A 25,352-nucleotide genomic window follows, 5' to 3' on the forward strand; every position below is an offset into this window, starting at 1 on the left:
CGGCTAGTCGCCCGGCAGGGCAAATCCCTGCTCTGCAAAGACTGCCATCGCTGCGTCGGTCTGTAGGTAGCTTAGGAAAGCATATGCCTCGGCTGAGGCTTGCATTGTTACAGCGGCCGGGTAGACAATTTCCGGGTGAAGATTTGCAGGGAAAGAGGCCACAACCCGCACCCGATCCTCGGCCTGGGCATCCGATCGGTAGACAACACCAAAGGGGGCAGCCCCCGCGGCAACCAATGCCAGAGCCGCGCGTACATTGTCGGTCTGCGCCACCTGCTGCTGAACACTATCCCAAAGACCTAGGTTTTGCAGCGCCGCTTTGCCGTAAATTCCCGCAGGCACGGCATCGACCAGGGCCATCGCAAGATGCCCACCTGACAAAGCGGCTGAGATGTCCGTCTGCGGGGAAAACCCCTCAATTTCAACGGCCGTCGGCCCACCGATCAGGACAAGCCCATTTCCCAAAAGGTTAACCCGCGATCCAGCATCAATCAGCCCATTCTCATGAAGGACGTCCATCCAGTCACTGTTGGCTGAAATATACACATCCGCCGGGGCGCCCTGTTGAATTTGACGTGCCAGTATAGAAGACGCCGCATACGATATGACAACCTCCTGACCGCTTTGCCGTTCAAAACCCGGTACAAGTGAATCCAGAGCATTTTTCAGACTGGCAGCAGCAAAAACCAAAACATCGTCGGCCTCTGCACGCTGCGGAGTCGATATCAAACTACCCAAAACAATAGCAGCAGCCAGAAAACGGCTTGCGGATGACAGGGTCATATTGTTCCCGTCTCGTAGGTTAAGGTTCCATCAGGGGATATCTGAGGCGGCGGGGGGCGCGCAAGCATCGATAGGACGCATCGTGAATAAGAACCTTTGAAACGGGCAATCCATAGCCGCTACAACACCCAAGATATTTTGAAGGTGCCTGGTCCGAAACGACCGGTTCAGATTTCGTGATCCCTCAGAAAGTCTGATAAATCAGAGCCCGGTTGGCGGAGATATCACCCCAGATGCCCGCCTTGTCTAAATTCAGTGAAAGAAATTGTGCCAGACCCTCTTGCGCCCGCGCGCCGGCTTGGCTAAATGCAGCCTCACGGGTGATTAGCTCAGTTGGTAGAGCGCTTCGTTTACACCGAAGATGTCGGGAGTTCGAGTCTCTCATCACCCACCATTTCCCGCTAGTTTCTAATATCCTTTCTGTGGCCAAATCGACACTGAATGCCCAGTGTTTTGGATGTTTGTATGCTCTGTTTTACGAAACCGATGCTGTTGTAAGCCGGCCCTTGGGAAAACGAATTCAGGCAGGATTCCGGCAGTTACATCTTCATTTCCTCTGGCTCTGAGATGCGCCAAAAATCTAGCGCTCTTTGAATGCCCCCTCGATAGTCTGTTGAACCGGCTTCAATAGGTATGACAAAAGAGTCTGCTCTCCGGTTGTCATTTCGGCCACCACGGTCATGCCTGCACTCAAAGGACGTTGGAACGATCCCGATCCGACTTTGTCTTGGGACAGGGCAAAGGCTGCGCGGAAATAGGTCTCTCCGGTCTGCTCATCTGTCAACGGCAACGGATAGACCGATTGCAGACGCGCCGGGACTTTCCCAAATCGACGCACATCAAAAGTATCAATGCTGACGGCGACCGGCTGATCAGTGCTTACATGCCCAACTTCGGAATTGGGTATCCTCGCCTCGACAACCAGTTCCTGTCGTGTCGGCAATAGTTCAAATATCGCCTCTCCGGGGGCGATGACCTCGCCGGGGCTAGGGTGTGTGACCGCCTGGATGATGCCACGAGCCGGAGCAGAAATGCGCAGGGCGTCCAGCTTGGAGGTTACCACGCCAACCGATACACGCAGGCGCGCATCTTCCTGTTCCAATTCGGAAAGCCGAATAAGCGTTTCTTCGCGTAACGAAAGGGTTTCCCGGGCCAGAGATGCCTTTGCCAAAGTCAGGGCGTTCCTGAGTTCCGCAACCCGGACCCGCGCGTCAGAGACGGCAGCGCGCAATGCATCAACCTCGTCCTCTTCCTCCAGAAAATCGCTTAGGGATTTGAGGCCTTGTGACTGCAGCTGCGCGTATCGCTGCAAGGCAATCTCTTTCTTGTCCACCCGTTCCTGAGCGACCGTGGCCGCCTTGGCTAGGATAGAAAGTGTCCCCTCCTGCTGGGCGATGGACAGGCGCTGGATACGCTGACTTTCGGCATACAGCTCCAGCGCCGCCGAAGCGCTTGTTAAACCGCTCAGGGCAAGAACCTCGATTTCCGACTGGGCCAACGGTTCTGAACTGCCCAGTTTTGTCAGCACGGCGCGCGCGTTTGCCAATTCCTGTCCGACCGCTGACATCTGCCCCGCAAGTACATCGCGCTCATGAAACAGGTCTGGGTGTTGAAGCTGAATCAGGACATCGCCCTCTTCGACAATCTGACCGTCATGGACATGCACAGACTGAACGACACCGCCCTGCAATGTCTCGATCTGTAAATAGTCTCCGAAAGGGATGATTGTACCCGGTGCGCGCGTGATTTGCGGGATCGCCGTTTGCGCTGACAGAGCAATCAGGCCAGCGATCATCCCCAAAGAGGTCAATGCCAAAAAGGCTGCCAGGCGCGGTTTCTGCCATCTGCGATTTCGGCTGTTCACTTCCGACGCCTCTTGCGGGATTGGGCTATTCAAGAATATGGCCATGGCTATCCTCCGAGCGCTTTCAACACAGCTTGCAGCTTCTTCCGGCCAGCCTCTCCGGCGGCATTCACAGCAACCTTGTCGCCATTGAGAAATATGAAACGGTCGGCGATCTGCATGAATGAGCGGTCGGCGGTTGCGATGACTACAGTGCATTTCCCCCGCTTGTCACCAACCCAGTGCTTAAACAGGTGACGCCGACGATCCGAAAGACCATTGGTCGGTTCGGAAAACAGAAAGAGCGAAGAAGGCCGCGCCATACAGCGAGCCAGAGTCAGCGCTTTGACCGCCTCTTCAGGCAACTGCGACAGCACTGTGTCGGTCAGTCGCGTTTCCTGGCCTTCTGGTAAAAGTTCGAGATCATGCAGCAGGTCCATCCTGTCCAGAGCCTCGGCAACCTGGTCCGGAGAAAGGCTGGGCACCGCCAGGCGGAAATTTTGCGCGACCGTGCCGTAAAACAAGGATTTCTCATAGGTTGCGTATGTGACAGATTTCCGTAATTCGTCACGGGCGATCTGGCGAATATCTATCCCATCATGCTCGATGGTGCCGCTCAGGGGGCTATACAGCCCGTCTATCAGGTCGAGAATGGCAGTGCGACTTGCCGTATCACTCCCCATGACCAGCACGACCTCACCCGGATTGCACTGGAAACTGACCTGCGAAAGGATCGGAGGATTCAACGGATCGGGACGGTACGTCACCCCCGAAAAACAGACCCAACCGCTAAGCGTCTTCTGATGCGATTGCTTGAGCCCCATTTCCAACTCTTCGGGCAGTCCAAGAACTCGATCGGCTTGTGTGCTGCTGGACCGGAACGACAGAATTTGAGGGAAGCTGGTGTACAGAGATTGAATCGGAGCCAGCACTTTGGACACCAACGCGATGGAGGCGATCATTGCGCCAAAGCTCAATGAGCCATTCAGGGCCCCAAGTGCGCTTAAAACGACTGCCCCGACCGTCGCCAATCCACAGATTGACTGTACAAGCGACTGGGTAAATGACTGAAACAAACGCGCACGTGCTGTCGCGCGTTCGCCGGCTTCAGCAAGGGGCAGACTGCGTGCCAGCCATTGTTTCTGCATTCCCAGATTGACCATCACCTGTTGATGCAGCACCGCGTCATGAATGGCGGCTTGACTGGCCGCATTAGCCTCGGCCACCGACTTGTCCAATCGTTTTTGAAAGGCAGTGGTAAAGATACCAAGGCCGACAAGGAACAGGATCGAACCCAATGTCAACAGACCGACAGATGGCGCCAGATAACACAAAACCGCAAAGAAAATCAGAACGAAGGGCAGGTCAAGAAAAGCTCCCATTACCGGACCGGTAAACATGTCGCGCAGGGATTCGAATTGTCTGAACCGGGACAGTTGCTGATTTATGTCAGACTTCTGAAGCTGGCTCAGTGGAAGGGACATCAACTTGCGAAACAATGCCTCCATCATCTGTCGTTCGCCATTCCAGCCAATGTAAGCAAGCGCTCGGGTACGAGCGTGACGAAAACACAGGTCGGAGAGGCCGATTATGGCCACGCCGAAAGCCAATGAAATTAAAAGATCGACTGATCCAGACGGGATCACGCGATCGTAAATGGCCATGACCAACAGGGGCGCGGTCAGCCCCAGCAGGTTAGTTAGAAACGACGAAATGATCAGCCATGGCATCATCGCCCGCAGGCCACCAAATGCTGCTCCTACAGTTATCGGGCGGTCGTCTTCGTGTTGATGATCAAACCGGTCGATCCTGATAACCCTGCAAGAACGATGTGTTGGCTGTAATAGACGCAGATCGGGATTGAGGTTGTCGCTGACCTGGATGCCGCCCCCTGCTCGTCCTATCGCAAGATAGCAGCCTCCCTGATCTGGAAAGACCATGGCCGGGCATTGCCAATCAGATATCTCGTTTTCGCGGCACCTCAACTGCGTATGGGGAATACCAAGGTTGCGGAGCGTCTGAAGAATATCCTCTGCCCGAAACCATTCGGACATGTGTGGCCTAGCTTCGATGATCGCATCCGGACGGTTTCGCCATCCGCCCTGAACCAGAAGCTGCTGTAACAACTGCCCTGCAATTTGCGCGTTCAAAGCAATCATGCCGCCCCCCTTCTGATCAGCTTTGCCGCTGTTTGCTCTAAAGTCGTGTCGAGTTCCCATTCCGCATACACACCCTCGGCAGAGGACCTGAGGCGAACTGTCTCTTGTGTGAGATTCTTCATTCGGGGATCGGGGCTGGCAATAATCAGGGTCAGTCGCGGCGAAACAGACATCAGATAGTCAGCCAGCGCTTGCCTTTCGGCGGTGTCCAAAACTGCCGTTGGCTCATTCATAAGCAGGATGCGCGGCTGCAAGGCCAGAGCCCGTGTCAGGGCGATCATCTGCCTGTTCACCGGGTCTTTTTCAAATGCTGTCCCGGTGTTCAGCGGAGTGTTATAGCCCAGAGGAAGACGATGAATGCGTTTCTCCAGCCCTAATGTTGCAGCTACTGTTTTTGCTCGCTCGACCATCGCGGCATCACCAAAAGCACTGAGGTTTTGCAACAGCGTGCCGGACAGGATCGCTGGCTGAGCCTCGAGCATGACCATGGCGTTCTGCCCACGCTGTGCCGCACGTTGGACTGCGGGCCGTTCGTCGATCCAAACTTCTCCTTGATCGGGCATTCGTTGCCCGGACAGGGCGTCGAAAAGCTCGTCCACCATCCAGCTTTTCTCGGCTTCGATCAAAATCCCAGCAGAAGGCGCGCCGTGAAAGCTGATGGGGCCGAAACTGTGGCCACAGCCATTCAACCGTTTCATCAAGACTTCATTGACCTCGATTCTGCCGGTCAAGGCTGGCTGATCAGAGACCGCATTGGGAACCGTCTGCAGACTGTCCATTTCGCCAAGCCTGCTGCGCGAGATCGCCACATTCTCGGATTGCACCCAAAGCGCCATCAGTTTGGTCAACGGCTGCACAATTCGGCCGTTCAGCAACATGCAGGCGGCCATTTCGGCGATGCCAATCAGGTTGTTAATCACCAGATAGGCCCCAAGCAGACCCATCGCCGCCACGGTCATTTGCGAAAAGATAGCGCCGAAGTTCTGTGCGAACCCGGAAAACTGGATCAACTTCCGGCTCATATCCACCGTCTGGCTTTCGAGCATCTCGAACCGACGGGTCATTTGCGGCTCCATCCGGTTGACCTTGACCGTCTGCATGTTGGTCAAAATCTCGGACAAAAACGCATAGCGGCGCGTATCGACCGTTTTGCGGCGGCGGAACAAATGCCATTGCGCGCGCTTCATGATTGCCGCGAAAATGGTAACCGTGCAAAATGCCCCAATCGGGACCAGCACCAGCCACCCTCCGATCAACCCGATCAGCACCGCAAACAAAAGGGTGAATGGCAAATCAATCAACAGAGTTTGCCCCTGCCCGGCCTGATGATCCCTGAGATGGCCGATCGCCCCGTAACGCTCGGCATAGGTGCTTGGCGGAACCTTGGAAAAGCTCAGCGTATTCGCGGTGACGACCGTGGCCATAAACTTTTGAAAATTCGAGACTGCGGAATCTTCGGCAGCGGCGGACAGCAAAATCGCGCGGCATTGACGCAAAATCAGCTCAACAACCGCGCTGACCAAAAGCACAACTGTCAGAACACGCAGCGTGTCAATCGACTGAAACGGAATGATCCGATCAAAGATCAGCAGGATCGAAATCGGCATCAGCAGTGAGAGCACATTCAGCGAAATGGATGCGGCCCAAACTGGGATATTGCTTTGTCCTGCCGTCATTCGCCCGGCAAACCTACGCGGTTTCATCGTTCTCTTCACCCAGTTGGTTGGCCTTCAGATTTGGGGGCCTAAAATTGAAGAACGGTAAATCCGTGCACCTTGAGAATGAAAATTTTCGCTTAAAATTTAACGGTTTAATTGACCTTCGCTGAACACCTGCATGGTAAAAGATGACGTGAATCAACACGTTTCCTGAGGTGTCATGCGATGGGCGATATGAAAGACAATCCGGAGTTTCGGGCGAAAACACTGCAGGCCGAACACGATGAAACGCATGAAATCGCCGCTCATCTATCGCGCAACACCGTCAACACCTCTGACTACCCCAGCCGCAGCACATTGCATACTGGCGAACAACAATCCGGCACTCTGGAAGACCGCGCGCATTTTGAAGAGTCGATTGAAACGCTGAACGTCACCGCGCCAACCGCGGTTGAAAGTTTCGAGGCACCAACCGACCAGAGCCTATCCAATTTCAGCGAAACTGGATCCTCAGGTGCCGCGCAGCCTTTGCAGTCTGAGGACACAGCGGGCACACCTGCGGTGGATACCCCGCCTCTCGAAGGGAACATGCCCGCCCAAACTCCGTTCGAGCTGCAACAGGCCATTGAAATTGACCCACTGGCTCTGCAAGCGGCGGAAGCAAGTCAGCCGATTTCACTCCAGAAAACTGCCGGACAGTCTCCAGATTTTTCGGAGCCGGACGTGAACGACGCCCCCGAAGAAATCTTGTTGGACGGCACAACTATAGCCGAAAATGCAGTGGGCGGCGTGGTCGGAACCCTTTCGGTTGTGGACCCGAATGACGGGGACACACATACATTCGAAATATCGGACGACCGGTTCGAAGTTGTCGACGGTCAGCTACAACTAAAACCCGGCCTCTCGCTGGATCATGAGGAAGCGGCGCAGGTCGAGGTAGATGTCACAGTCACCGATGCCGGCGGGTTGAGCCTGACGGAAAGAATCACGGTTGATGTTCTCGACGTGAATGAAGGCCCAGTAGGTATCGCGCTGAACGATACCACAATATCGGAAAACGTCACCGGTGCGATTGTTGGCCGAATCGAGGCAATCGATCCGGACGCGGAAGATGCCCACGTATTCGAAGTGTCAGATGACCGGTTCGAGCTCTTCAATGGAGAGCTTCGCGTGAAACCCGAGATGCAGTTTGATCACGAAGAGACCGCTCAGATCGACCTGCAGGTCACCGCCACCGATTCTGAAGGGCTGAGCGTGACCGAGTCTTTTGTCATCAACATCAAAGACATCAACGAAGGACCCACAGATCTTAACCTTGGCAATGACACTGAAAACCTGATCCGCAACGGTAGTTTCGAAGAGTTTGACCTTGATGAAGGTCGCTGGCGGGGATTTGACGGCGACGATAGCGGCGCCTGGACCGACGCAAATGGAATCGAAATCTGGGACCGTCTTGGCGGCACTCAGGCCTCTGAAGGGGACCAACTGATGGAAATGGACCATGCGCGCGGCGTAGACAGCATCTCTCAGGTCGTCGAAACCGAGGCAGGCCAGCTTTATGATCTTGGCATCGACCTGCGCGAACGCCTTGCAGGTGGAACGGACACGGTTGAGGTCTACTGGAATGGCAATTTGGTCGCGGAGCTTGATCCTCAATCCGCCGAATGGCAGACATTCGACCTTCAGGTGGTTGGAACCGGTCAGGACAACCTGGAGCTGAGGGAAGCTGAAAACCAAAATGACAGCTATGGCGCGCTTGTCGACAACATTACTCTGACTGCGGCCGAGCTAACGGTGGCCGAGAATGTTGAAGGTGCCGTTGTTGGAAAAATCTCCTTTGACGACCCTGACCTTGGCGACTCGCATCGGTTTGAAGTCTCTGATGACCGGTTCGAGGTTGTCGACAACCAGTTGCGGCTAAAACCTGATGTGGCGCTTGATCACGAAGAGGCCTCATCTGTAACGGTGGATGTAACTGTCATTGACGAGGGCGGTCTTACTCTGACCGAAAGCTTTATCGTCAATGTCGCGGACATGGTCGATCCCCGCATTTCCGCCGGCACAGATGGGGACCAGCCCCAAGTCACCGAGAGCGAGCCTGACGAGCCTGAACCAGATGCAAAACTCTCTGATGGGAGTGATGCCCAAGACCCCATTTCGGAAAAGGCAGAGTTTCAGCCAGATGGTCTCGGTCCGGTTCAGCCTGAATCGCCTGCTGATCCAAACCAACCTTCGGCACCATATGAGAGCGGAGAACAGCCCCCTGCCCCAAGCGCCGAGATGCAAACTGGTTTTCGTGCAAGTTACTACGATGTGGACCACAGACTGACCCGATTGGATCAAATCGACTGGAACTCAGCCCCGACTCATCAGGAAGTTGTTTCCGAAATCGACTACGAACTTGGAAAAGACTCATTCTGGGAAGGCGGATCCTCGGACACATTCGGTACCAGGTTGGAAGGGTCATTCACTGTCGAGGAAGGGGGCAGCTATACTTTCTTTGCCGGGGCAGATGATGGGATTGCTGTTTTCATCGATGGAACAAAGATCATCGAGTACGATAAGCCACATGGGTTTCGCACGTATTCAGAAGAGGTCAACCTTGAGCCCGGGACTTATGGCATCGAAGTCCGATATGTCGAGAACCACGGCCATGCGGGGCTGAAGCTGGAATGGGACGGTCCGGATACCGATGGCCGTGAGGTGATGCAGGCCGATCCCGGTTTGTCGGTTCCCAAGGACGACGCGATCCAAGTTGGCATCCAAGTGTCGCATGCGTCTGATCAGGCGAATGTTACACTGGAGGGGTTGCCGGCAAATACCCTGATAATCAGTGGTGAGCATTCGGTGATCACCAATGGTGATCCGGTGGATTTGTCGGGTTGTAATCTGAACCATCTGGAGCTTTCCCCGCCAGTAGGTTTCGAGGGCATAATTCATGGTCAGATCGTTGTGTCAGACATAGACAGCGCCGGCACTCTCATCACTTCGGAAAACCCATTTGCCCTGACCGTCGGTGACGACCCTGACAGCACAGGGAACTCTTTGGACGAAGAACTGGCTTACGAAGCGCTGTACTCGAGCACTCCTGGAACCCTGCCTTGGGATGCTATCCATCCGACCGACAATGCCCCAGAGGTGGATGTTCTGGACGAGCCGATCTCAACCTTCGGAGATGCAAATATTACTTGTATTGAAACAGATACTTATGAGAGATTTGATTGGTAGTGAATGCAATGCCATGCGGAGCCGACCTGCATTCTGTTCTGGGATGCGATCTTTGCCACAGGCTTCTTGCCGAGACACTAGAATTTTGATTTTGCAGACGGTCCAACACCCATATTTTCTTTGGTTGTGCCCAAGGCACACTCTGGCCAAAATTTCAGCAAATTTATGACAGAAATCACACCTAGCTGCGGCGTTCGAAACGAATCTGCTCTAGGTGAGATCAAATGAAAAAGTTGGCCATTCTTCTTATATTTATGCCCTTCACGGCGCTTGCAGAAGAGCGGGTGTTTGAATGTCAGTCGCCAGACGAACAGCATCCCGAAATGGCTGCGAAACTGATCAAATACGAAGATCAAAACAAAGGTCGTATCAAGATCGGTGACATCGACAAAGAGGTCGATGTTTTCCCGGGGCTCGATACCTTGACCTACCTGTATATCGGCGAGGATCACACGCTGAGTTATAACGTCCACCCCCAGAAAGGCACGTTCGATTTCTCTGCCTCTGGTAGTAGAACCGGTTGGGGCAAAGGAACTTGCACGGAAATCACAGGGCAATAACCCGCATCTCCTCCTAACAATGCACCGGCCTGTTCCATGGGCGTGTGCTTGCGGCAAACAGTTGCTGCACCCGCAGTAGCGCCACATATCTATCGGCGGACCAACCAGCACTGTGCCTTTTTCAAGTATACGCATCGCGCCGCTTCCGTCCCGAAACGGCGCGATGACATTTCAGTTAATGCGCGCCACTGCGCTTGGCGTTGACGACCGTCTGCTCCAGGGGGTTATAGCCTTCGGGAACAGGCACAAGATTTACCCTTTTTGCATAGTCCTCAAAATAGGCCTGCATCGCCGCGACACGCTCGGGCATCTGGTCCGCCAGATTGTGTAATTCCGACGGATCAGCTTCGATATCAAACAGCTCCCATTCGCCTGTGCCTTTAGGGGCCAGATTCTGCATCAGTTTAAATTTTCCCTGGAATACTGCCGAAGACCCTGCAAGCTCATATCCGACCGGGTTGTTATCGTCGCGCACGGTTTCCGTCTCACCCTTCAGGACCGGCATCATACTGATACCGTCTGGCGTATAAATTTCGCGACCGTCATAGACCGGTCCGGGAACGTCTACGCCGGCAACGTCAAGAAGTGTTGGAACGATATCGCGAACAAAGGCAAATTTATCGACTTGCGATCCGGGCTCAACAACGCCCGGGAATTTCACGATCAAAGGGACACGCAAACCACCCTCGGTCGAGAATGTCTTAAAGTAGCTGCCCGGAACCGCTGCGGCTGCCGCCCAGCCAGGGCCGTAATCAGCATAGACACCCTGCTGCCCCATATCCGAATAATCGCCGTCAAAATCCTCGATATAGACCTTGTCGTAATGGGCTTTGTACCAATCACGATAGGCTTCAGACAGCGGCAACTGGTTCGGATCCGGGCCGTTATCCGCAAGGAAAATGACGATGGTGTTGTCCGCAATACCTTTTTCATCCAGATAGCTCAGAATCCTGCCGATATTGACATCCATATTGTCCAGCATTCCGGCATAGGTCTGCATCCGTCGCGCGTTGAATGCTTTTTCTTCGTCGTTAAGCTTTTCCCAATCCGGCATCTGCCACGGTTCATAAGAGGTTTTCGCAAACTCCGGGTCCAATTCCACATCCGGAGAGATCAGCCCAAGTTCCTTCTGCTTTTCCAGACGCGAAACCCGCAGGGCCTCGAACCCTTCGTCATAAACGCCGTCATATTTGTCGATGAATTCTTTTGGCGCCTGATGAGGGTAATGGACGGCCTGATACCCGACCCAGGCCAAAAATGGTTTACCGTCATCCAGGTTGCTGTCGATGTAATCGATCATCGTTTGGGTATAAAAATCGGATGAGAAGTAGTCGTCCGTTGGCAGGCTGACAAGCTTGTCGTCCTCGTAATAGTGCACCCGCGTATAGAACGGGGCATAGGGCTGCTCGACCCAGTTATCCGCACCGCTTTCGCCCAGCATAAAGGATTTCTCAAATCCGCGGTCATAAGCGATCGTGCCAGGCTCATGACCCAGGTGCCATTTGCCGGTCATATAGGTGTGGTATCCTGCGTCGCGCAACAAACGCGGCAACGCAACAACCTTGTCGTTCAAATGACCTTCATAGCCAGGCTTGCCGAATTGGTTATCGGCCTGAATCTCTAACATATTGCCGAGGCCTGCGAGATGGTTGTCGACACCGCTGATCAGCATAGTCCGAGTGGGCGAGCAAGACGCTCCGACGTGGAAATTGGTGAACAGCATACCGTCATCTGCCAGCTGGTCGATCGAGGGCGTTTCGATTTCACTGCCAAATGCACCAACATCGGAAAACCCCATGTCATCTGCGATTAGAATAAGAACGTTTGGGCGTGTATCCTCAGAATCGGCAAGTGCTGCAGTCGTTGATAACGCCGAAGCGCCAAGCACAGCTAATATATTCCTTAAAGGAACCATTGAATCCTCCGTTATGTGGGAAGTCCGGGGCGTCGTGCCACGGTCGACAATAATGTCGCAGGAAACGACAATTCCGGCTACAGAAAGAGACGACCATTCCATCATTTGGTATGAGCGTTCTGAATATTGGAACGAGGGTGCAAATGATTGATTCCAAAGCCATAGATGCGGTGCGCTCATTGGCCAGACACGGCAACTTTCGCGTGGCAGCGGATGCAATCGGAACCTCTCCGGCAAGTTTCTCACGCTATATCGGCCAGGCAGAAACTTATGCCGGTCAGGCGCTATTCGAACGGACAGGCCGCGGCGCAACCATCAGACCGGCGGGAAAACGCTTTCTGCAACTTCTGGACGCGTTGCACAATGCGACCAGCCAGTTTGAAGCAGGAGTCAAACGGCTGCGTTCGGTCGGCCCGGAGGTGCTGAATATCGGCTGCGGCCCCCTGACGACCCGGACGATCATCACGCCGCTTCTGGCAGAGCTGCTTGATAACTGGCCAGATCTTCGCGTCCGCGTTGATGTGCGGGCCACCATGGAACCCCTCGAAGCATTGCGGATAGGGCGTCTGGACGTGGCGGTTTGCGATCTTACGCACACGCCCAACCTAAGCGATCTGGACATTCAGGTCGTTCGAAAGGAACCCGTTTTCTTCTGCGCTCGCCCCGACCATCCCATCCATCAGGCAACTCCGGTCTCAATCGCGGAGGTGTTTCGGCATCCGTTTATAACCGCGCATATGCATCGCCACTGGCGCTCTGCCATTGCCGCCACTTTGGGGAATGACGAGAAAGCCTGGCATATTGTTGACCGATTGCCCCAGATCGAAAGTGACGATTTCTCTTTGGTTGCCGATATGGCCTGCAGAGCAGACCTGATTGCCGGAGGAATGAAGGAAGATTTTGATCAGCACCTGAAATTGGGGATGTTGAAAGAGATACGAACCACGCAACCTCTGACCTGGAACATATGCGCTGCCCGTCGCAAGGGCGTCAAATTTGCCGCGCTTGATATGTTCTGGAATCGATTGTGCCACCGGTACGGGGCGGAATAAGCCCGCCGCATGACCGGAATACCCGGCGATTAGTCTACATCGCGGACAACGCGAAATCCGACATGATTGCTGCCCAACGACATCTCAACCGGCTGCCGCGCAGCAGGTCGGTAACGCAGACAGAAATTCGGCGCGCAAAGCCATGAGCCCCCTTTGACCAACCGCATTGCACCCATCGATGCGCTACCGAACTGGGCGGCAAAGGCCTTTTCCGGGCCGGTAGGATCAATTTGGTCGCCAGGAATGTGCCCCGGCACCCACCAGTCGGCCACGTGCTCCCAGACATTGCCCGCCATGTCATACAGGCCGTAGCCATTGGCCAAATATGACGCTACGGGTGCGGTTCCGGCATGGCCATCGTCAGCCAGGTTTTCGCTTGGGAACTGTCCTTGCCAGGTGTTTGCCTTCCACCCATTGCTGGGATCATAGCTGTCACCCCAGGTGTAGTCGGCGCCTTCGATCCCGCCGCGAGCTGCAAATTCCCATTCGGCCTCGGTCGGCAGACGACCTCCGATCCACTCTGCAAATTCTGCGGCATCCTCGGGTGACACATGCACCACCGGATGGTCGCCCAGTTCCGCAATCGAACTGCCCGGTCCTGCCGGGTGTTGCCAGCTTGCACCTTTGACATAGCGCCACCATGCGTTGGGATTATTCAGCGACACCGCTTCCTTAGGCTGGGCGAAGACCATCGACCCAGGCTCAAGCAAATCTGCAGGCAGACCCGGGAAATCCTCCGCCGACAAGCCACGCTCTGCCGTTGTCTGATACCCGGTTTCTTCGACAAATTTCGCAAATTGGTCGTTGGTAATTTCTGTCCGCGTAATGTCAAAGGACCCGACATTCACTGGATGGACCGGAGTCTCTTCCGCTTGAAAGTTTTGCGAACCCATCAGGAATTCTCCACCATCCAGCCGGACAAACTCAGGACCTGGTTTGGAACTGATACTGGTATACCAAACGGCAAAGCATACAATCGCAACCACGGGAACCGAGCCATAGGATAGCAATCTTCTTGAAAGGGGCATGTAGCATTAACCTGTTGGATCTATCAGGGGTGAATGTAGTGATTTGGCACGGTTTTCAATCCCCTACTGTGAATGGGCAGCATTTCCCCCCTTCGACCTGAGCTTCAACGAAAGGCGCACCTGCCTGCTGCGAGGCAAATTCACCGACACTTGTAAATTCATGTCGAATTGGGACCGCTGTTCAATTCAAACGATCCACAGCCGCCAAAGCACCTGACAGAGCGACCTTGATCTCTGAGGGCATGCTTCTGCCCTGTTTATATTGATTGGCCGCGATCCAACCTGCCTTGTGCCCCCGTGCGCCGATCGCCTTCATCCGTGCATCAGCCGCAGAATCCGGCATTTTTTCAACCAGGTTTCTCGAATACTCGATCTCATCGCGGGACAAAATCATACCAACCGCACTGTAAACATCCATGCCTACTTGCATCGTCAAATGATCCAGCCGATGCGTTGCCCCAGACAACATGCGCGTGCAAAAGGCCGCCAGAAAATACCAGCGAAAGATCGCAAGTATGCGCTTCTGAGTATCAGTGACTGTATCCACCTCAAATAATGCCGTGGCGGATATCTTTTCAAGTGCTGCACTGGCCGCCTGTGAGGCCTGAATAATCTGATCCTCGCGCACGTCTACGGGTATGACTGGCGGGACAGGTGTCACGACCGGCTGGTAAGTTTCGAAATTCATGCATGGCCTCCGGCTTTGGTTGCTGAAGGGAACATGGGGGTTCGAAAATGCATCCCGATGTGAATCTCTGCCATAGTTTGTAAGTATACCCGGTATTTTGGCTAAACTTAAAAGTCATTTTTCATATGTAACGCAAACTCAAGGACAAACTTGGCTATTTGAGCTATTAATTGTGTGGGATTTGGGTCGCATTTTTTGCAGAAATCTGGGCCTTTATATCGCCCTAAACCCCCTTACATCTGACACGATCTTGCAGAATTTGTGCCCTTTTTACCAAATACAAACAGTCAATCCTGCTGATCAGTTTACGAGTTTGAATTTAACGAGGGGGTACAAGCGGGACTAGGGGGTGAGCGCCTGCCGGGCCGGGCTCGCCCTAGGGCAGAGCAGCTCCCCCCGCCGCCTTCCGTCAGTCGATTTTGCTTTTTTGCGAATGCGGTGTGACACCAAAACTGGATCGATAAACCCGCGAGAAATGGCCGGGATTTTCAAAGCCACAAGCCAACGCGACCTCGGTGACGGATGCTTCGGTCTGAAGCAAAAGCTTTTGCGCGCGTTCCAGGCGCAATTCCATAAAGTATTTTTTGGGCGAAGTGTTGAGATACTTACCAAATAACCGCTCTAACTGGCGCGTGGATATGCCAAGATCATCCGCGATCTTTGACGGAGAAACCGGTGCTTCAAGGCATTCGCGCATGGTATGGATGGCCCGAGCCAGATGTGCGTTACGCATCCCGTTGCGCGATTGCAATGATACCCTTTGTTTGGCCGTTGCGTTGCGGGCAGCATTATACACCATCTGGTCTGCAACCGCGATCGCCAGCTCCTCGCCGTGGTCGCGTCCGATCAGATGCAGCATAAGATCGGCAGTTGCCGTCCCACCCGATGCCGTGATGTGTTTCGCGTCTGCCACGAAGACACTGCGCACAAGGTTCACCTCTGGGAACGCTTCCATAAACGCATCGTGATATTCCCAGTGGATCGCAGCCTGAGAGCCATCCAGAAATCCGGCCTCTGCTAGAAGCCAAGCACCAGAACACAATGCCCCGATCGGCGTGCCCCGCGCACGTTCGCGTCGCAACGTAGCCAGAAGGTCACGTGAGACATGGTTGCGCATGTGGATGCCCGACAAGACAAACAGCTGATCAGTCTTTGGAATATCGCCCAACCCGCCATGCACAAGTGTCACCACCTTATTGGAACATACTGCACGCTCTGCGTCCTCCGATATCAGCGTCCAATCATATAGCGTTTCCTCACTGACCAGATTGGCGATCCGCAGTGGTTCGACGGCGCAGGAAAAGGCGAGATGCGAGAACTCCTCGATCAGAACAATGGTGATGTGCCGCATCTGAGGCATAGGGCTTTCCACTTTGTTCGGCCGGATTGGCTGAGTCTTTGTCGTTGGATTATGCTGCACGAAATTTCTATGTATACAATATGTATTTTATTCGGATACAAAAGGGAGGCAATCGAACCCAATCGATTCTTGCTGGCTGGGCTGGAGGATCCGGATGAAGGACGTCGCAAAAACCCGCAAAACGCAGCTGGCCGAGCACTTGAAGGTCTCGATCCTGACTTTGCGCCTGCAACCCGGCACCGATCTGGACGAGGTGCATCTGTCCGATGCGTTTGGCCTGTCGAGAACGCCTTTACGCGAAGTGTTCCGACAACTCGCCGGAGAAGGGTATCTGGACCTGCGCACAAACCGCAGCGCGCGCGTGTCCGAAATGTCGTATACCACCTTGCGCGATTTCTTTCTGGCCGCGCCGATGATCTATGGTGCAATCCTGCGACTGGCAGCGGCGAATGCAAAGCCTGTGCAGATTGAAGCCCTGAAAACCGCACAGCAGGCATTCAAGGCCGCGCTGCGGGATGGGGCAGCCGAAGAGCGCGCCCTGGCCAATAACCGCTTTCACGAAGTGACCGGCGAAATGTCGGGCAATGTCTATCTATTGCCCTCTTTCAACCGTTTGCTGATTGACCATGCCCGTATCGGCATGACCTTCTACCGGCCACAGTCGGGCAGGATGGTCGAAAACCTGTCTGAGGCAAGCCAGCAACACGACGCCATCATCGACGCCATCGAGGCACGCGATGAAACGGCTGCTGCGCAGCTGGCCGAAGATCACTGGAACCTGTCACGCGATCAGATCGAACTGTTCGTGATGCCCGATGCGCTGGATGTCCCAATGGGCCTCCCACCGCTTTCGAAACCAGCATGAGGACGGAATGAACCCAATTTTCCGATTTGAGGGGGTCTTTACCCCGGTGGTTACGCCCTATCAGGCCGATGACAGCGTGAACTGGGACGCGCTGGCGCAGGTGATCGAGCTTCTGATCAAGAATGGCGTGCATGGTCTGATCTCGGGCGGGTCGACCGGTGAGAATTATGCGCAGACCGTGGAGGAACGGCTGGAATTGGCGCGGTTCACCCATGTGCGTCTGAAAGGCCGTTTGCCTCTGGTTGTTGGCACGGGCGCGATGTTGACGTCGGACTCGGTTGCGCTGGCGTCGGGTGCAAAGGAAATCGGGGCGGATGCGATCCTGTTAGCCAGCCCGCCCTATTCGGTGCCCACCGACCGCGAAAATGCGCTGAATGCGCTGGCCATCGACAAGGCCGCCGACCTGCCGGTAATGCTGTACAATTATCCTCACCGCACAGGCACGATGATGGGCGAAGAATTCCTGGACCGCGTCGGACGCAGCAGGAATTTCTGCGGCATCAAGGAAAGCTCGGGCGATATCAACCGGGTGCATCTTCTGGCGCGGGACTATCCGCATATCCAACTGGGATGCGGTATGGACGATCAGGCGCTGGAATTCTTTGCCTGGGGCGCGCCGTTCTGGGTCTGTGGCGGCTCGAACTTTCTGCCTGCCGAGCATGTGGCGCTATACCAGGCCTGTGTAATCGAGGGCGATTATGCCAAGGGCCGCCGGATCATGTCGGCGCTGATGCCCTTGATGCGGGTATTAGAACAGGGTGGCAAATTCATCCAGACCATCAAGCATGGTGTCACAATGAATGGGATTGACGCGGGCACCGTTCGACCGCCGCTGAAATCTTTGAACAAAGATGACAAACGCGCGCTAGAGCAAGTGACGCGCGTGCTGAAACAGAAAATCGCTGACATCATGGCAGAGGGGTAAGGTATGACATTGCTGACGCAGGACGAATACGACTCCATCGCCGCGGGTCTGACCTTGCCAACCGGCGCCTTTATTGATGGCGCGTACCGCCCGGCGATTTCCGGGCAGTCCTTCACAACGGTTAACCCGGCGACCAACAAGAAATTGGCCAACATTGCCGCCTGCGGTGTAGCGGACGTGGATTTTGCCGTCGAGAAGGCGCGCGAAGCGTTCGAAGATGGCCGCTGGTCGAGGCTGCACCCATCCGAGCGCAAAAATGTGCTGATCCGGTTGACCAAACTGATCACACGCAATTCACGTGAACTGGCGGTGATGGAAAGTATCGACAGTGGCAAGACCATCTTTGACTGTGAGACCGTCGACCTGCCCGAGACCATTCATTGCCTGAAATGGCACGCTGAGGCGATCGACAAGATCTATGATCAGGTCTCGCCCGCCAGTGACGACCACATCGCTTTGGTTGTGCGCGAGCCGATTGGCGTTGTCGGGCTAGTCCTGCCCTGGAATTTCCCATTGCTGATGCTGGCATGGAAGATCGGGCCCGCTCTGGCTGCGGGCTGCTCGGTGGTGGTGAAACCGGCCGAGGAGACTTCACTGACGGCATTGCGGCTGGCCGAACTGGCGATGGAAGCCGGTCTGCCACGCGGCGTGCTAAACATCGTCCCCGGCGCAGGTGCCGAGGTGGGCGAACCTATCGGACGGCACATGGATATCGATATAGTGTCCTTCACCGGTTCAACCGTGACTGGCAAACGGTTTCTGAGCTATTCGGCGGAAAGCAACGCCAAAGAGGTGGTGCTTGAAATGGGCGGCAAGAATCCGGCCATTGTGATGGAAGATGCGGAAAATCTGGACCGCGTGGCGGCACATATCGTCAACGGTGCGTTCTGGAATATGGGTGAGAACTGCTCGGCCACGTCCCGCCTGATTGTCCACAAGGACATAAAGGCCGAGTTGCTCGACCGCATCGCCCATCATGTAAAGCAATGGAATGTCGGCGAGCCTCTGAACCCGGAAACACGATTGGGCGCAATGGTCAGCGAAGCTCATTTCGATAAGGTCTGCGGATACCTGGATCAGGCCGAAAACGTGGTGATCGGAGGCAAAGCGGACAATGGCTTTGTCGAGGCCACCGTAGTCGAACTCCCTGGCAATGACGCCATCCTGGCACGTGACGAAATCTTTGGTCCCATTCTTTCGGTGATCACGGTTTCCAGCTTTGATGAGGCCATCAAGATCGCCAACGATACCGAGTATGGTTTGTGTGCGTCGATCTTCACAGCCAATGCGAAACGCGCCATTCGCGGGGCGCGGATGATCCGGGCGGGAACGGTGACTGTGAACAGTTTTGGTGAGGGCGATATCACCACGCCCTTTGGCGGCTATAAACAGTCTGGCTTTGGTGGGCGCGACAACTCGATCCATGCGCATGACCAGTATACCCAGCTAAAAACCATCTGGTTCGACCTGTCCGACGATGCGGATGAGGCCGTGGATTGAGCAGCTATGCCGCCCGAACCCTGCCAGTCCATCGCGGACCTGCGGCCTGGAGCGTCATATTAGGCGATCCACTCCCGGCCCAAGAACTGGATGGTGATCTGACGGCGGATGTCGTGATTGTTGGTGCCGGTTTCGCAGGATTGTCAGCGGCACAGCGTTTGAGGCAGCTGCAAAGCGACGCAAAGATTGTCGTGCTTGAGGCTGGCCGCGTGGCCGAAGGGGCTGCGGGGCGCAATACGGGTTTTATGATCGATCTGCCACATGACCTGGCCTCGGACAATTATTCCGGGCCGGGGGATGATCGCACCATGATCACATTAAACCGACTTGCAATTGATTTTGCCCGATCGGCGGTCGAGCAATATCAGATCGACCCGAATTTCTTTGATCCGGCTGGCAAGGTTAACGGAGCGGTGAGCGCGGCGGGACATGCACATAATATCAGCTATGCGCATCATCTCAGCACTTTGGGTGAGACCAGTGAAATGCTCGACCAACAGCAGATGCACGCCCTGACAGGGTCGCGCCACTATCGGTCGGGGCTATACACACCCGGCACGGTTATGTTGCAACCAGCAGGCTATATTCGCGGTCTGGCTGCGGGACTGATCAAGGATGGCATTGCATTGTACGAGAGCTCTGGCGTGACCGGGTTTGAGAAGCAAGGCGGTGCGTGGCTGGTAAAAACCGCGCGCGGTACCGTCAGCACTGGTACAGTCATCCTGACGGTGAACGGGCATCTGGAAAGCTTTGGGATTGAGCGCGACCGACTGATGCAACTGTTCCTTTTTGCGGCAATGACCCCTGAGCTGGACGCCGAAGTGCTGTCGCGGCTTGGGGGGCAACCCCGCTGGAGTGTCACACCATCTGATCCGTTGGGTACAACGATGCGGCGCATTGATACGGCGCAGGGCGGCAATCGGATCATAACCCGTACCTGCGCGGCCCTGCGCCCGGGCATGACCTCAACTGCTGGTGATCTGGCGCGCGCCTCGCGGGTGATGCAGCGCAAATTCGACCAGCGATTTCCGCAGTTGGCGGGGCTGGACATGCAATATCACTGGGCCGGTCATCTCTGCCTCAGCCTGAACGGCGTTTCCGTCGCGCGAGAGGTCGAACAGGGCGTGATTTCCGGTTGCGTCCAGAATGGGCTAGGCACGGCGCGCGGCACCCTGACCGGTATCGCGGCGGCAGAACGCGCCTGCGGCCACAGCTCGAATATCACCCGGTATTTCGACGCCCAGGATCAACCCAAACGCCTGCCCCCAAAACCATTCCGCGAGATCGGTGCCAATGCGGTGTTGCGCTGGAAAGAATGGCGCGCGCGGGACGAGTGATCAGGGCAGGCTCAGCTTGGCCATGCGGCCTCCGTCGACTGTGTAGACCTGCCCGGTGATAAAGCTGGCATCATCCGACGCCAGGAAGGCGACCAGCGCCGCAACCTCTTGCGGGCTTCCGGTTCGGGCAACGGGGTGTATGCGCTTGATATCCTCGTGAAATGTCTCCGGGTCCGGCATTGAGGCGATGAAATCCACGTTCAACTCGGTGTCGATCCAGCCAGGGGCCACGGCGTTGCAACGAATGCCCTCTGCCCCATGATCCACGGCCACCGCTCGTGTCAGGCCATGCAACCCGGCTTTGGATGCGCTATAGGCAGCATGGCCGGGATTGCTGCCCAGCCCCTCAATCGAGCCGATATTGACAATCGCCCCGCCCGCCCGCCGTAGATGGGGCAGCGCCGCCTTGATCAGCAGGAACGGGGCCGTGAGGTTGACTGTCAGCGTGCGCTGCCAGTCTGCAAGGCTCATCTGCTCGACGCCGGCTTCCTGCATCATGCCTGCATTATTGACCAGAATGTCCAATCGCCCGGACAGATCAACGACCTGATTGACCACCGTTTGCGGGCTGTGGGGATCTCTGAAATCGGCCTCGAACCCTTCGAATTCCGGATCGCTCCCACGTTGCGCGGTAAAGACCCGTGCACCTTCGTGTTGCAAACGTTCCGCGATGGCGCGTCCGATACCGCTGCGCCCGCCCGTGACCAGTGCGGTTTTGCCGGTAAATCGCGTCATGAAACCGGTTTTCCTCCGTTCACTTCCAGCAATGCCCCACACACATAGCGCGCGGCGTCCGAGGCAAGAAACATCACCACATCAGCAATATCTTCGGGCTCGGCGATACGCCCCAAGGGCACCGTCCGGCCCAGCTCTGCCACGGCAGTATCCGGATCGAAGCCGCGTTTTTCAAACCCCGACCGCAGCATCGGCGTGTTTACTTCATTCGGGCAGACGGCGTTAATGCGGATGCCCTGATGGGCGTGGTCCATACCCATGCATTGTGTCAACGACGCAATGGCTGCCTTGGTCATGCAATAGACCGCATGGTTCGGCCCAGGGCGCAGGCCCCAGCATGACGCGGTGTTCACGATCGCGCCACCACCACGCGCCGCCATGATCGGGATTGCGGCGCGACAGATGCGAAAGGGCGCCTCGACATTCACGCCCAGCGACAATGCCCAGTCGGTATCCGAGGTCTCGGTCACCGCTCCGCGGGTGATGACCCCCGCATTGTTGACAACGATATCCAGCCCGCCCAGCGCATCCGCCGCATGTTGCGGCAATGCATCTGCATAAGCACTCTCGCGCAAATCGCCGGGCAAATGGGCGTCGGCCTCGATACCCTCAACCGAAACGTCCGCAACCGCAACTCGTGCTCCTGCCTGCCGCATCCGCTGTGCAATAGCAGATCCGATGCCGCCCGCAGCCCCTGTGATGAGCGCTGTTTTGCCCGTCAGCTCCATTTTCCCTCCGAGTGCTAAATGGAAACCCACCCGACAATGCAGTCGGGATAGGTCCAAGGCGAAATCTTTAATAGGTTTGGTTCAGCTCGTCAGCGGCGGGAATTTCCCGTTCTCGCCGGGCAATATAGTCCAGCAGGGCCTCGTTTTTGGCCACGTCCAGTGTCGGTTCCTGGTATTCGGCCAGCAGCTTGCGCGCGTGCTTCAACGCGCGCTCAGTGATCTCAACCCCGCCTTCTGCCACCCATTGCTCAATCGAGTTATTGTCGAACATCTCGGGCATGAAAAACGCCGTTTGAAAATTGTCCTGCGTGTGCGGATGACCCAGATAGTGCCCGCCTGGACCGACCTCTGGAATGGCGGCAAGAGCTTGGTCGAAATCATCCCATTGCGGGCCTTCTGCCATGCGATAAGCCATCGCACATTGTTCAGCATCGACAATGAACTTGGCGGTGGAACAATGCATCCCAGCTTCATTCCAGCCCGCCGAATGCCAAATATAGTTCGCACCGGAATGAAGAACCGCCTGCAGCGTCGTGGCGGATTCGTACCCGGCCTGCGCATCAAATGTCTTGGCCCCACCCAGCGTGTTCGAGGTGCGCCATGGAACGTCGTAGAACCGGGCCATCTGCCCGATCATAAAGTTCATCAGACTGATCTCGGGCGTGCCGGCCATCGGGGCACCTGATTTCATCGACACCGTCGACAGGTAGTGCCCGTAAATCGCCGGAGCACCTTTGCGAATGACTTGGGTATAGGCCAGCGCGCTCAGTGCTTCGGCGTTCAACTGCGCCACTGTGGCGGGAACCGATGCGGGCGTATTGGCCCCGCCCAGCACAAAGGGCGAGCACAAGACAGGCTGATTGCGGCGAGAAAAGGCCCGCATCGCGCCCAGCATCGTTTCATCCCAGACCAGCGGAGAGTTTCCGTTGCAGTTTCCCGTGGTGACCGGGTGATCTTCAATGAAATCTTCCCCGAACAGGATCGCACACATCTCAATGACGTCTTCGGCGTTTCTGGGCGAGGTGGTCATACCCATGAACGTCTTGTCCGAATGTTTCATCGACGAATAGGTAATGCGCAAATGTCGCTGACTGATCGGGTGGTCGTAAGGTTCGACAATGTGATGCGCCGAGGAATGCATCGCCGGCAGCATGTGGCTTAGTTTGTGGAACATTGCCAGATCATCGAGCGTCGGATTACGCCTCACGTCATCGAGATCGCGCAGAAAGGGCGCGCCGGTCATCGGCACAAAGATCGAGTGCCGTCCGCCCAGTCGCACGTTCTTGTTTGGATCGCGTGCATGATAAGTGAAGGTGCTGGGAATGGTGGCGATCAGCTCTCGGACCAGGCCCCGGTCCAGATAGACCAGTTCGCCCTCGACCTTTGCGCCAGCTTTTTTCCAATCCTCCAGTGCGATTGCATCGCGAAACTGAACACCGACATTCTCGAGAATATCCATTGAGGCGCTGTCGATCCTGTCGATCTGGCTGCCATCCATCACCTCGCATAGGGGGATGCCTCGGGTCAGGCCGGGCAACATCTCGAAATTCGGAGCAGAGCGCAGCGCGCGCCGGGCCGCGCGGCCACCGGTTCGGGTCATGGTACGCATATTCACAGGGCGATCCTCCAATCCTCCCCAAAAGATTGCGGTATTTGGTCAAAGCAAGCCTCACTAATTGCGATACATGTTTGCAGGAAGCGACCCGCACCCGAAACCGCCGAAATGATCTACAGACCCATGATGACGACTAGACCTGCTATCAGTTCAACCTTGCTTGGCTCGGGATCATCTCCGCCCATATCTATGATCCACTCCATGCCGGTGATTGCATAAGAACCGTCAATGAACTGGCTGACACCAAACCCGGTCGTCACAGAAACATTACCTGATTTTGACGGCACGCATCGGAAACAAGGCACTCGACATCATCGTTTTTGAAAATTTCTTCTGGCGCACAATCTTAAAAAGTCCAATATTTGAGTGAGAATAATTAACCTGAAGACCACCAACGGCTACACCTGTCATGTCCAGACGCCACTATAATCTGCCGCCACTCACCACGCTGTCGGCCTTCGAAGCCGCTGCGCGCCATCTAAGCTTCAAGAATGCGGCTGAAGAACTGTCAGTGACGCCGGGCGCGGTCAGTCATCAGATCAAAGCGTTGGAAGGTGATCTTGGCACCGCCTTGTTCCAGCGCAAACACCGAGGGGTCGAACTGACGGAAGACGGCAAAGCGCTGTATGACGCGCTGGCTTCTTCGTTTACCCGCATCTCAAAAACACTGGCAACAATCCGCGACCGTGCCACCGTCGAAAAGGTAACCGTAGGATCAACCACTGCAGTGGCTGCTCTTTGGTTGTCGCCATCGGTAATCCGGTTCTGGCGCGAAATGCCTGAAGTAAATGTTGACCAGCTTTCACAGGATCGACCATTTCGGGATCGGCCGGATATCGATTTCTTTATTCGCTACGGCCGGGACGGCAACGGTGACCTTTCGCACACTCCTCTGTTTCGGGATTGTCTGGTCCCCGTCGCCTGCCCAGAGGTGGCGGATCGGTTGGCCGGTGCAAGCCTTGAAGATCTCGCAGCTGAACGACTGATACATCTGGACTCTGAAGACCGCAGCTGGACCACTTGGCCCGAATGGTTTCAACAACTCGGGTACACGGGAACCATTCCGATCGATTCTCGTGTGAACAGCTATTCGGTAGCCCTCCAGCGGGCGCGTAAGGGGGCCGGGCTGGTTCTTGGATGGCAACGCTTGATCCAACCCATGCTGCAATCGGGAAAGCTGGTGGCAATCGGGCCCCACCTCCAGATCGCTCCAAACCAGTTTTATCTGGTTGGCCGCTCGGATGAAGACTTGTCCGAAAGTGCCCGGGCGCTGAAAGATTGGATCATTCAAGAGGTTCAGGACGGTTCGGTTTAGGTGAAATCACCCTGTGATGAGGTTTTCTGATATTGAGTGGATGCCAGCGTATCCGCCA

General features: G+C 55.6%; 19 protein-coding genes, 1 tRNA gene and 1 pseudogene. 9 read left to right on the top strand and 12 right to left on the bottom strand.

Going from position 1 to position 25,352, the window contains the following annotated elements:
- Nucleotides 1-3: 3 nt before the first annotated feature.
- Nucleotides 4-783 carry a molybdate ABC transporter substrate-binding protein gene (gene modA / locus AC2FLE_RS07260; RefSeq protein ID WP_496696136.1) on the bottom strand — a complete coding sequence of 260 codons (780 nt, stop codon included), beginning with the start codon at nucleotides 781-783 and terminating at the stop codon, nucleotides 4-6.
- A gap of 318 nt (nucleotides 784-1,101) precedes the next feature.
- Between modA and AC2FLE_RS07265 the strand changes: the two genes are divergently transcribed.
- A tRNA-Val gene (locus tag AC2FLE_RS07265) sits at nucleotides 1,102-1,177 on the top strand.
- Nucleotides 1,178-1,363: 186 nt separating this feature from the next.
- Here AC2FLE_RS07265 and AC2FLE_RS07270 read toward each other — a convergent pair.
- Genes AC2FLE_RS07270 through AC2FLE_RS07280 form a run of 3 tightly spaced genes read right to left on the bottom strand, consistent with a single transcriptional unit; the run spans nucleotide 1,364 to nucleotide 6,488 of the window.
- Entirely contained in the window at nucleotides 1,364-2,692 is a 1,329-nt protein-coding gene (locus AC2FLE_RS07270; RefSeq protein ID WP_496696138.1) for an HlyD family type I secretion periplasmic adaptor subunit, read from the bottom strand.
- Between the two features lie 2 nt (nucleotides 2,693-2,694).
- Nucleotides 2,695-4,785, bottom strand: a complete 2,091-nt coding sequence (locus tag AC2FLE_RS07275; protein ID WP_496696140.1) for an ABC transporter transmembrane domain-containing protein — start codon at nucleotides 4,783-4,785, stop codon at nucleotides 2,695-2,697.
- The gene (locus AC2FLE_RS07280; RefSeq protein WP_496696142.1) at nucleotides 4,782-6,488 is read right to left on the bottom strand and encodes an ABC transporter transmembrane domain-containing protein; all 1,707 of its coding nucleotides are present in this window, start codon (nucleotides 6,486-6,488) and stop codon (nucleotides 4,782-4,784) included. The genes AC2FLE_RS07275 and AC2FLE_RS07280 overlap by 4 nt, the downstream gene beginning before the upstream one ends.
- Before the next feature lie 180 nt (nucleotides 6,489-6,668).
- Between AC2FLE_RS07280 and AC2FLE_RS07285 the strand changes: the two genes are divergently transcribed.
- Together AC2FLE_RS07285 and AC2FLE_RS07290 are read left to right on the top strand one after the other, a co-directional pair.
- Complete coding sequence (locus AC2FLE_RS07285; protein WP_496696144.1) at nucleotides 6,669-9,671, top strand: PA14 domain-containing protein; 3,003 nt, start codon at nucleotides 6,669-6,671, stop codon at nucleotides 9,669-9,671.
- 224 nt (nucleotides 9,672-9,895) lie between these two features.
- A complete protein-coding gene (locus AC2FLE_RS07290) occupies nucleotides 9,896-10,231 on the top strand; it encodes a hypothetical protein (RefSeq protein WP_142635900.1) in 336 nt (111 codons plus the stop codon).
- A 175-nt stretch (nucleotides 10,232-10,406) separates the two neighbouring features.
- Here AC2FLE_RS07290 and AC2FLE_RS07295 read toward each other — a convergent pair whose 3' ends face one another.
- Nucleotides 10,407-12,146, bottom strand: coding sequence for an arylsulfatase (locus AC2FLE_RS07295; protein ID WP_496696146.1), 1,740 nt, complete (start codon nucleotides 12,144-12,146; stop codon nucleotides 10,407-10,409).
- A gap of 143 nt (nucleotides 12,147-12,289) precedes the next feature.
- Here AC2FLE_RS07295 and AC2FLE_RS07300 point away from each other — a divergent pair, with 143 nt between their 5' ends.
- On the top strand, nucleotides 12,290-13,198 hold the full coding sequence (locus AC2FLE_RS07300; RefSeq protein ID WP_496693669.1) for a LysR family transcriptional regulator: 909 nt from the start codon (nucleotides 12,290-12,292) through the stop codon (nucleotides 13,196-13,198).
- A gap of 29 nt (nucleotides 13,199-13,227) precedes the next feature.
- Here AC2FLE_RS07300 and AC2FLE_RS07305 read toward each other — a convergent pair whose 3' ends face one another.
- The 3 genes from AC2FLE_RS07305 to AC2FLE_RS07315 form a co-directional block, all read right to left on the bottom strand.
- Entirely contained in the window at nucleotides 13,228-14,184 is a 957-nt protein-coding gene (locus tag AC2FLE_RS07305; RefSeq protein WP_496696585.1) for a formylglycine-generating enzyme family protein, read from the bottom strand.
- A 223-nt stretch (nucleotides 14,185-14,407) separates the two neighbouring features.
- A complete protein-coding gene (locus AC2FLE_RS07310; protein WP_496696147.1) occupies nucleotides 14,408-14,914 on the bottom strand; it encodes a hypothetical protein in 507 nt (168 codons plus the stop codon).
- Between the two features lie 409 nt (nucleotides 14,915-15,323).
- A complete protein-coding gene (locus AC2FLE_RS07315) occupies nucleotides 15,324-16,274 on the bottom strand; it encodes a GlxA family transcriptional regulator (protein WP_271948134.1) in 951 nt (316 codons plus the stop codon).
- Nucleotides 16,275-16,428: 154 nt separating this feature from the next.
- On the opposite strand from AC2FLE_RS07315, the gene AC2FLE_RS07320 reads away from it, so the two are divergent.
- The 4 genes from AC2FLE_RS07320 to AC2FLE_RS07335 are packed head-to-tail and all read left to right on the top strand — an operon-like array spanning nucleotide 16,429 to nucleotide 20,901.
- Nucleotides 16,429-17,139, top strand: a complete 711-nt coding sequence (locus AC2FLE_RS07320; RefSeq protein ID WP_271948135.1) for a GntR family transcriptional regulator — start codon at nucleotides 16,429-16,431, stop codon at nucleotides 17,137-17,139.
- 7 nt (nucleotides 17,140-17,146) lie between these two features.
- Complete coding sequence (locus AC2FLE_RS07325) at nucleotides 17,147-18,064, top strand: dihydrodipicolinate synthase family protein (protein WP_496696149.1); 918 nt, start codon at nucleotides 17,147-17,149, stop codon at nucleotides 18,062-18,064.
- Nucleotides 18,065-18,067: 3 nt separating this feature from the next.
- Nucleotides 18,068-19,564, top strand: a complete 1,497-nt coding sequence (locus AC2FLE_RS07330) for an aldehyde dehydrogenase (protein WP_496696151.1) — start codon at nucleotides 18,068-18,070, stop codon at nucleotides 19,562-19,564.
- Entirely contained in the window at nucleotides 19,561-20,901 is a 1,341-nt protein-coding gene (locus tag AC2FLE_RS07335; protein ID WP_496696153.1) for an NAD(P)/FAD-dependent oxidoreductase, read from the top strand. Before AC2FLE_RS07330 ends, AC2FLE_RS07335 begins: the two co-directional genes overlap by 4 nt.
- On the opposite strand, the gene AC2FLE_RS07340 is transcribed toward AC2FLE_RS07335, so the two are convergent.
- The 4 genes and pseudogenes from AC2FLE_RS07340 to AC2FLE_RS07355 form a co-directional block, all read right to left on the bottom strand.
- On the bottom strand, nucleotides 20,902-21,636 hold the full coding sequence (locus tag AC2FLE_RS07340; RefSeq protein ID WP_496696155.1) for an SDR family NAD(P)-dependent oxidoreductase: 735 nt from the start codon (nucleotides 21,634-21,636) through the stop codon (nucleotides 20,902-20,904).
- A complete protein-coding gene (locus AC2FLE_RS07345) occupies nucleotides 21,633-22,364 on the bottom strand; it encodes an SDR family NAD(P)-dependent oxidoreductase (protein ID WP_271948145.1) in 732 nt (243 codons plus the stop codon). The genes AC2FLE_RS07340 and AC2FLE_RS07345 overlap by 4 nt, the downstream gene beginning before the upstream one ends.
- A 67-nt stretch (nucleotides 22,365-22,431) precedes the next feature.
- Nucleotides 22,432-23,973 (bottom strand): trimethylamine methyltransferase family protein, encoded by a 1,542-nt coding sequence (locus AC2FLE_RS07350; RefSeq protein ID WP_142635980.1) that lies wholly within the window; start codon nucleotides 23,971-23,973, stop codon nucleotides 22,432-22,434.
- A 122-nt stretch (nucleotides 23,974-24,095) separates the two neighbouring features.
- A pseudogene (locus AC2FLE_RS07355) lies at nucleotides 24,096-24,245 on the bottom strand (BCCT family transporter); the annotation flags it as partial.
- 143 nt (nucleotides 24,246-24,388) lie between these two features.
- On the opposite strand from AC2FLE_RS07355, the gene AC2FLE_RS07360 reads away from it, so the two are divergent.
- Entirely contained in the window at nucleotides 24,389-25,294 is a 906-nt protein-coding gene (locus AC2FLE_RS07360) for a LysR substrate-binding domain-containing protein (protein ID WP_282021563.1), read from the top strand.
- The last annotated feature ends 58 nt before the right edge of the window (nucleotides 25,295-25,352 follow it).

The organism is Ruegeria sp. CDSA077 (assembly GCF_059612265.1).

Coding starts and splice junctions, on each gene's coding strand:
- AC2FLE_RS07285 (WP_496696144.1), top strand. CDS start 6,669: ATGGGCGATATGAAAGACAATCCGGAGTTTCGGGCGAAAACACTGCAG.
- AC2FLE_RS07320 (WP_271948135.1), top strand. CDS start 16,429: ATGAAGGACGTCGCAAAAACCCGCAAAACGCAGCTGGCCGAGCACTTG.
- AC2FLE_RS07345 (WP_271948145.1), bottom strand. CDS start 22,364: ATGGAGCTGACGGGCAAAACAGCGCTCATCACAGGGGCTGCGGGCGGC.
- AC2FLE_RS07275 (WP_496696140.1), bottom strand. CDS start 4,785: ATGATTGCTTTGAACGCGCAAATTGCAGGGCAGTTGTTACAGCAGCTT.
- AC2FLE_RS07280 (WP_496696142.1), bottom strand. CDS start 6,488: ATGAAACCGCGTAGGTTTGCCGGGCGAATGACGGCAGGACAAAGCAAT.
- AC2FLE_RS07310 (WP_496696147.1), bottom strand. CDS start 14,914: ATGAATTTCGAAACTTACCAGCCGGTCGTGACACCTGTCCCGCCAGTC.
- modA (WP_496696136.1), bottom strand. CDS start 783: ATGACCCTGTCATCCGCAAGCCGTTTTCTGGCTGCTGCTATTGTTTTG.
- AC2FLE_RS07290 (WP_142635900.1), top strand. CDS start 9,896: ATGAAAAAGTTGGCCATTCTTCTTATATTTATGCCCTTCACGGCGCTT.
- AC2FLE_RS07360 (WP_282021563.1), top strand. CDS start 24,389: ATGTCCAGACGCCACTATAATCTGCCGCCACTCACCACGCTGTCGGCC.
- AC2FLE_RS07325 (WP_496696149.1), top strand. CDS start 17,147: ATGAACCCAATTTTCCGATTTGAGGGGGTCTTTACCCCGGTGGTTACG.
- AC2FLE_RS07295 (WP_496696146.1), bottom strand. CDS start 12,146: ATGGTTCCTTTAAGGAATATATTAGCTGTGCTTGGCGCTTCGGCGTTA.
- AC2FLE_RS07300 (WP_496693669.1), top strand. CDS start 12,290: ATGATTGATTCCAAAGCCATAGATGCGGTGCGCTCATTGGCCAGACAC.
- AC2FLE_RS07270 (WP_496696138.1), bottom strand. CDS start 2,692: ATGGCCATATTCTTGAATAGCCCAATCCCGCAAGAGGCGTCGGAAGTG.
- AC2FLE_RS07315 (WP_271948134.1), bottom strand. CDS start 16,274: ATGCCTCAGATGCGGCACATCACCATTGTTCTGATCGAGGAGTTCTCG.
- AC2FLE_RS07330 (WP_496696151.1), top strand. CDS start 18,068: ATGACATTGCTGACGCAGGACGAATACGACTCCATCGCCGCGGGTCTG.
- AC2FLE_RS07340 (WP_496696155.1), bottom strand. CDS start 21,636: ATGACGCGATTTACCGGCAAAACCGCACTGGTCACGGGCGGGCGCAGC.
- AC2FLE_RS07350 (WP_142635980.1), bottom strand. CDS start 23,973: ATGCGTACCATGACCCGAACCGGTGGCCGCGCGGCCCGGCGCGCGCTG.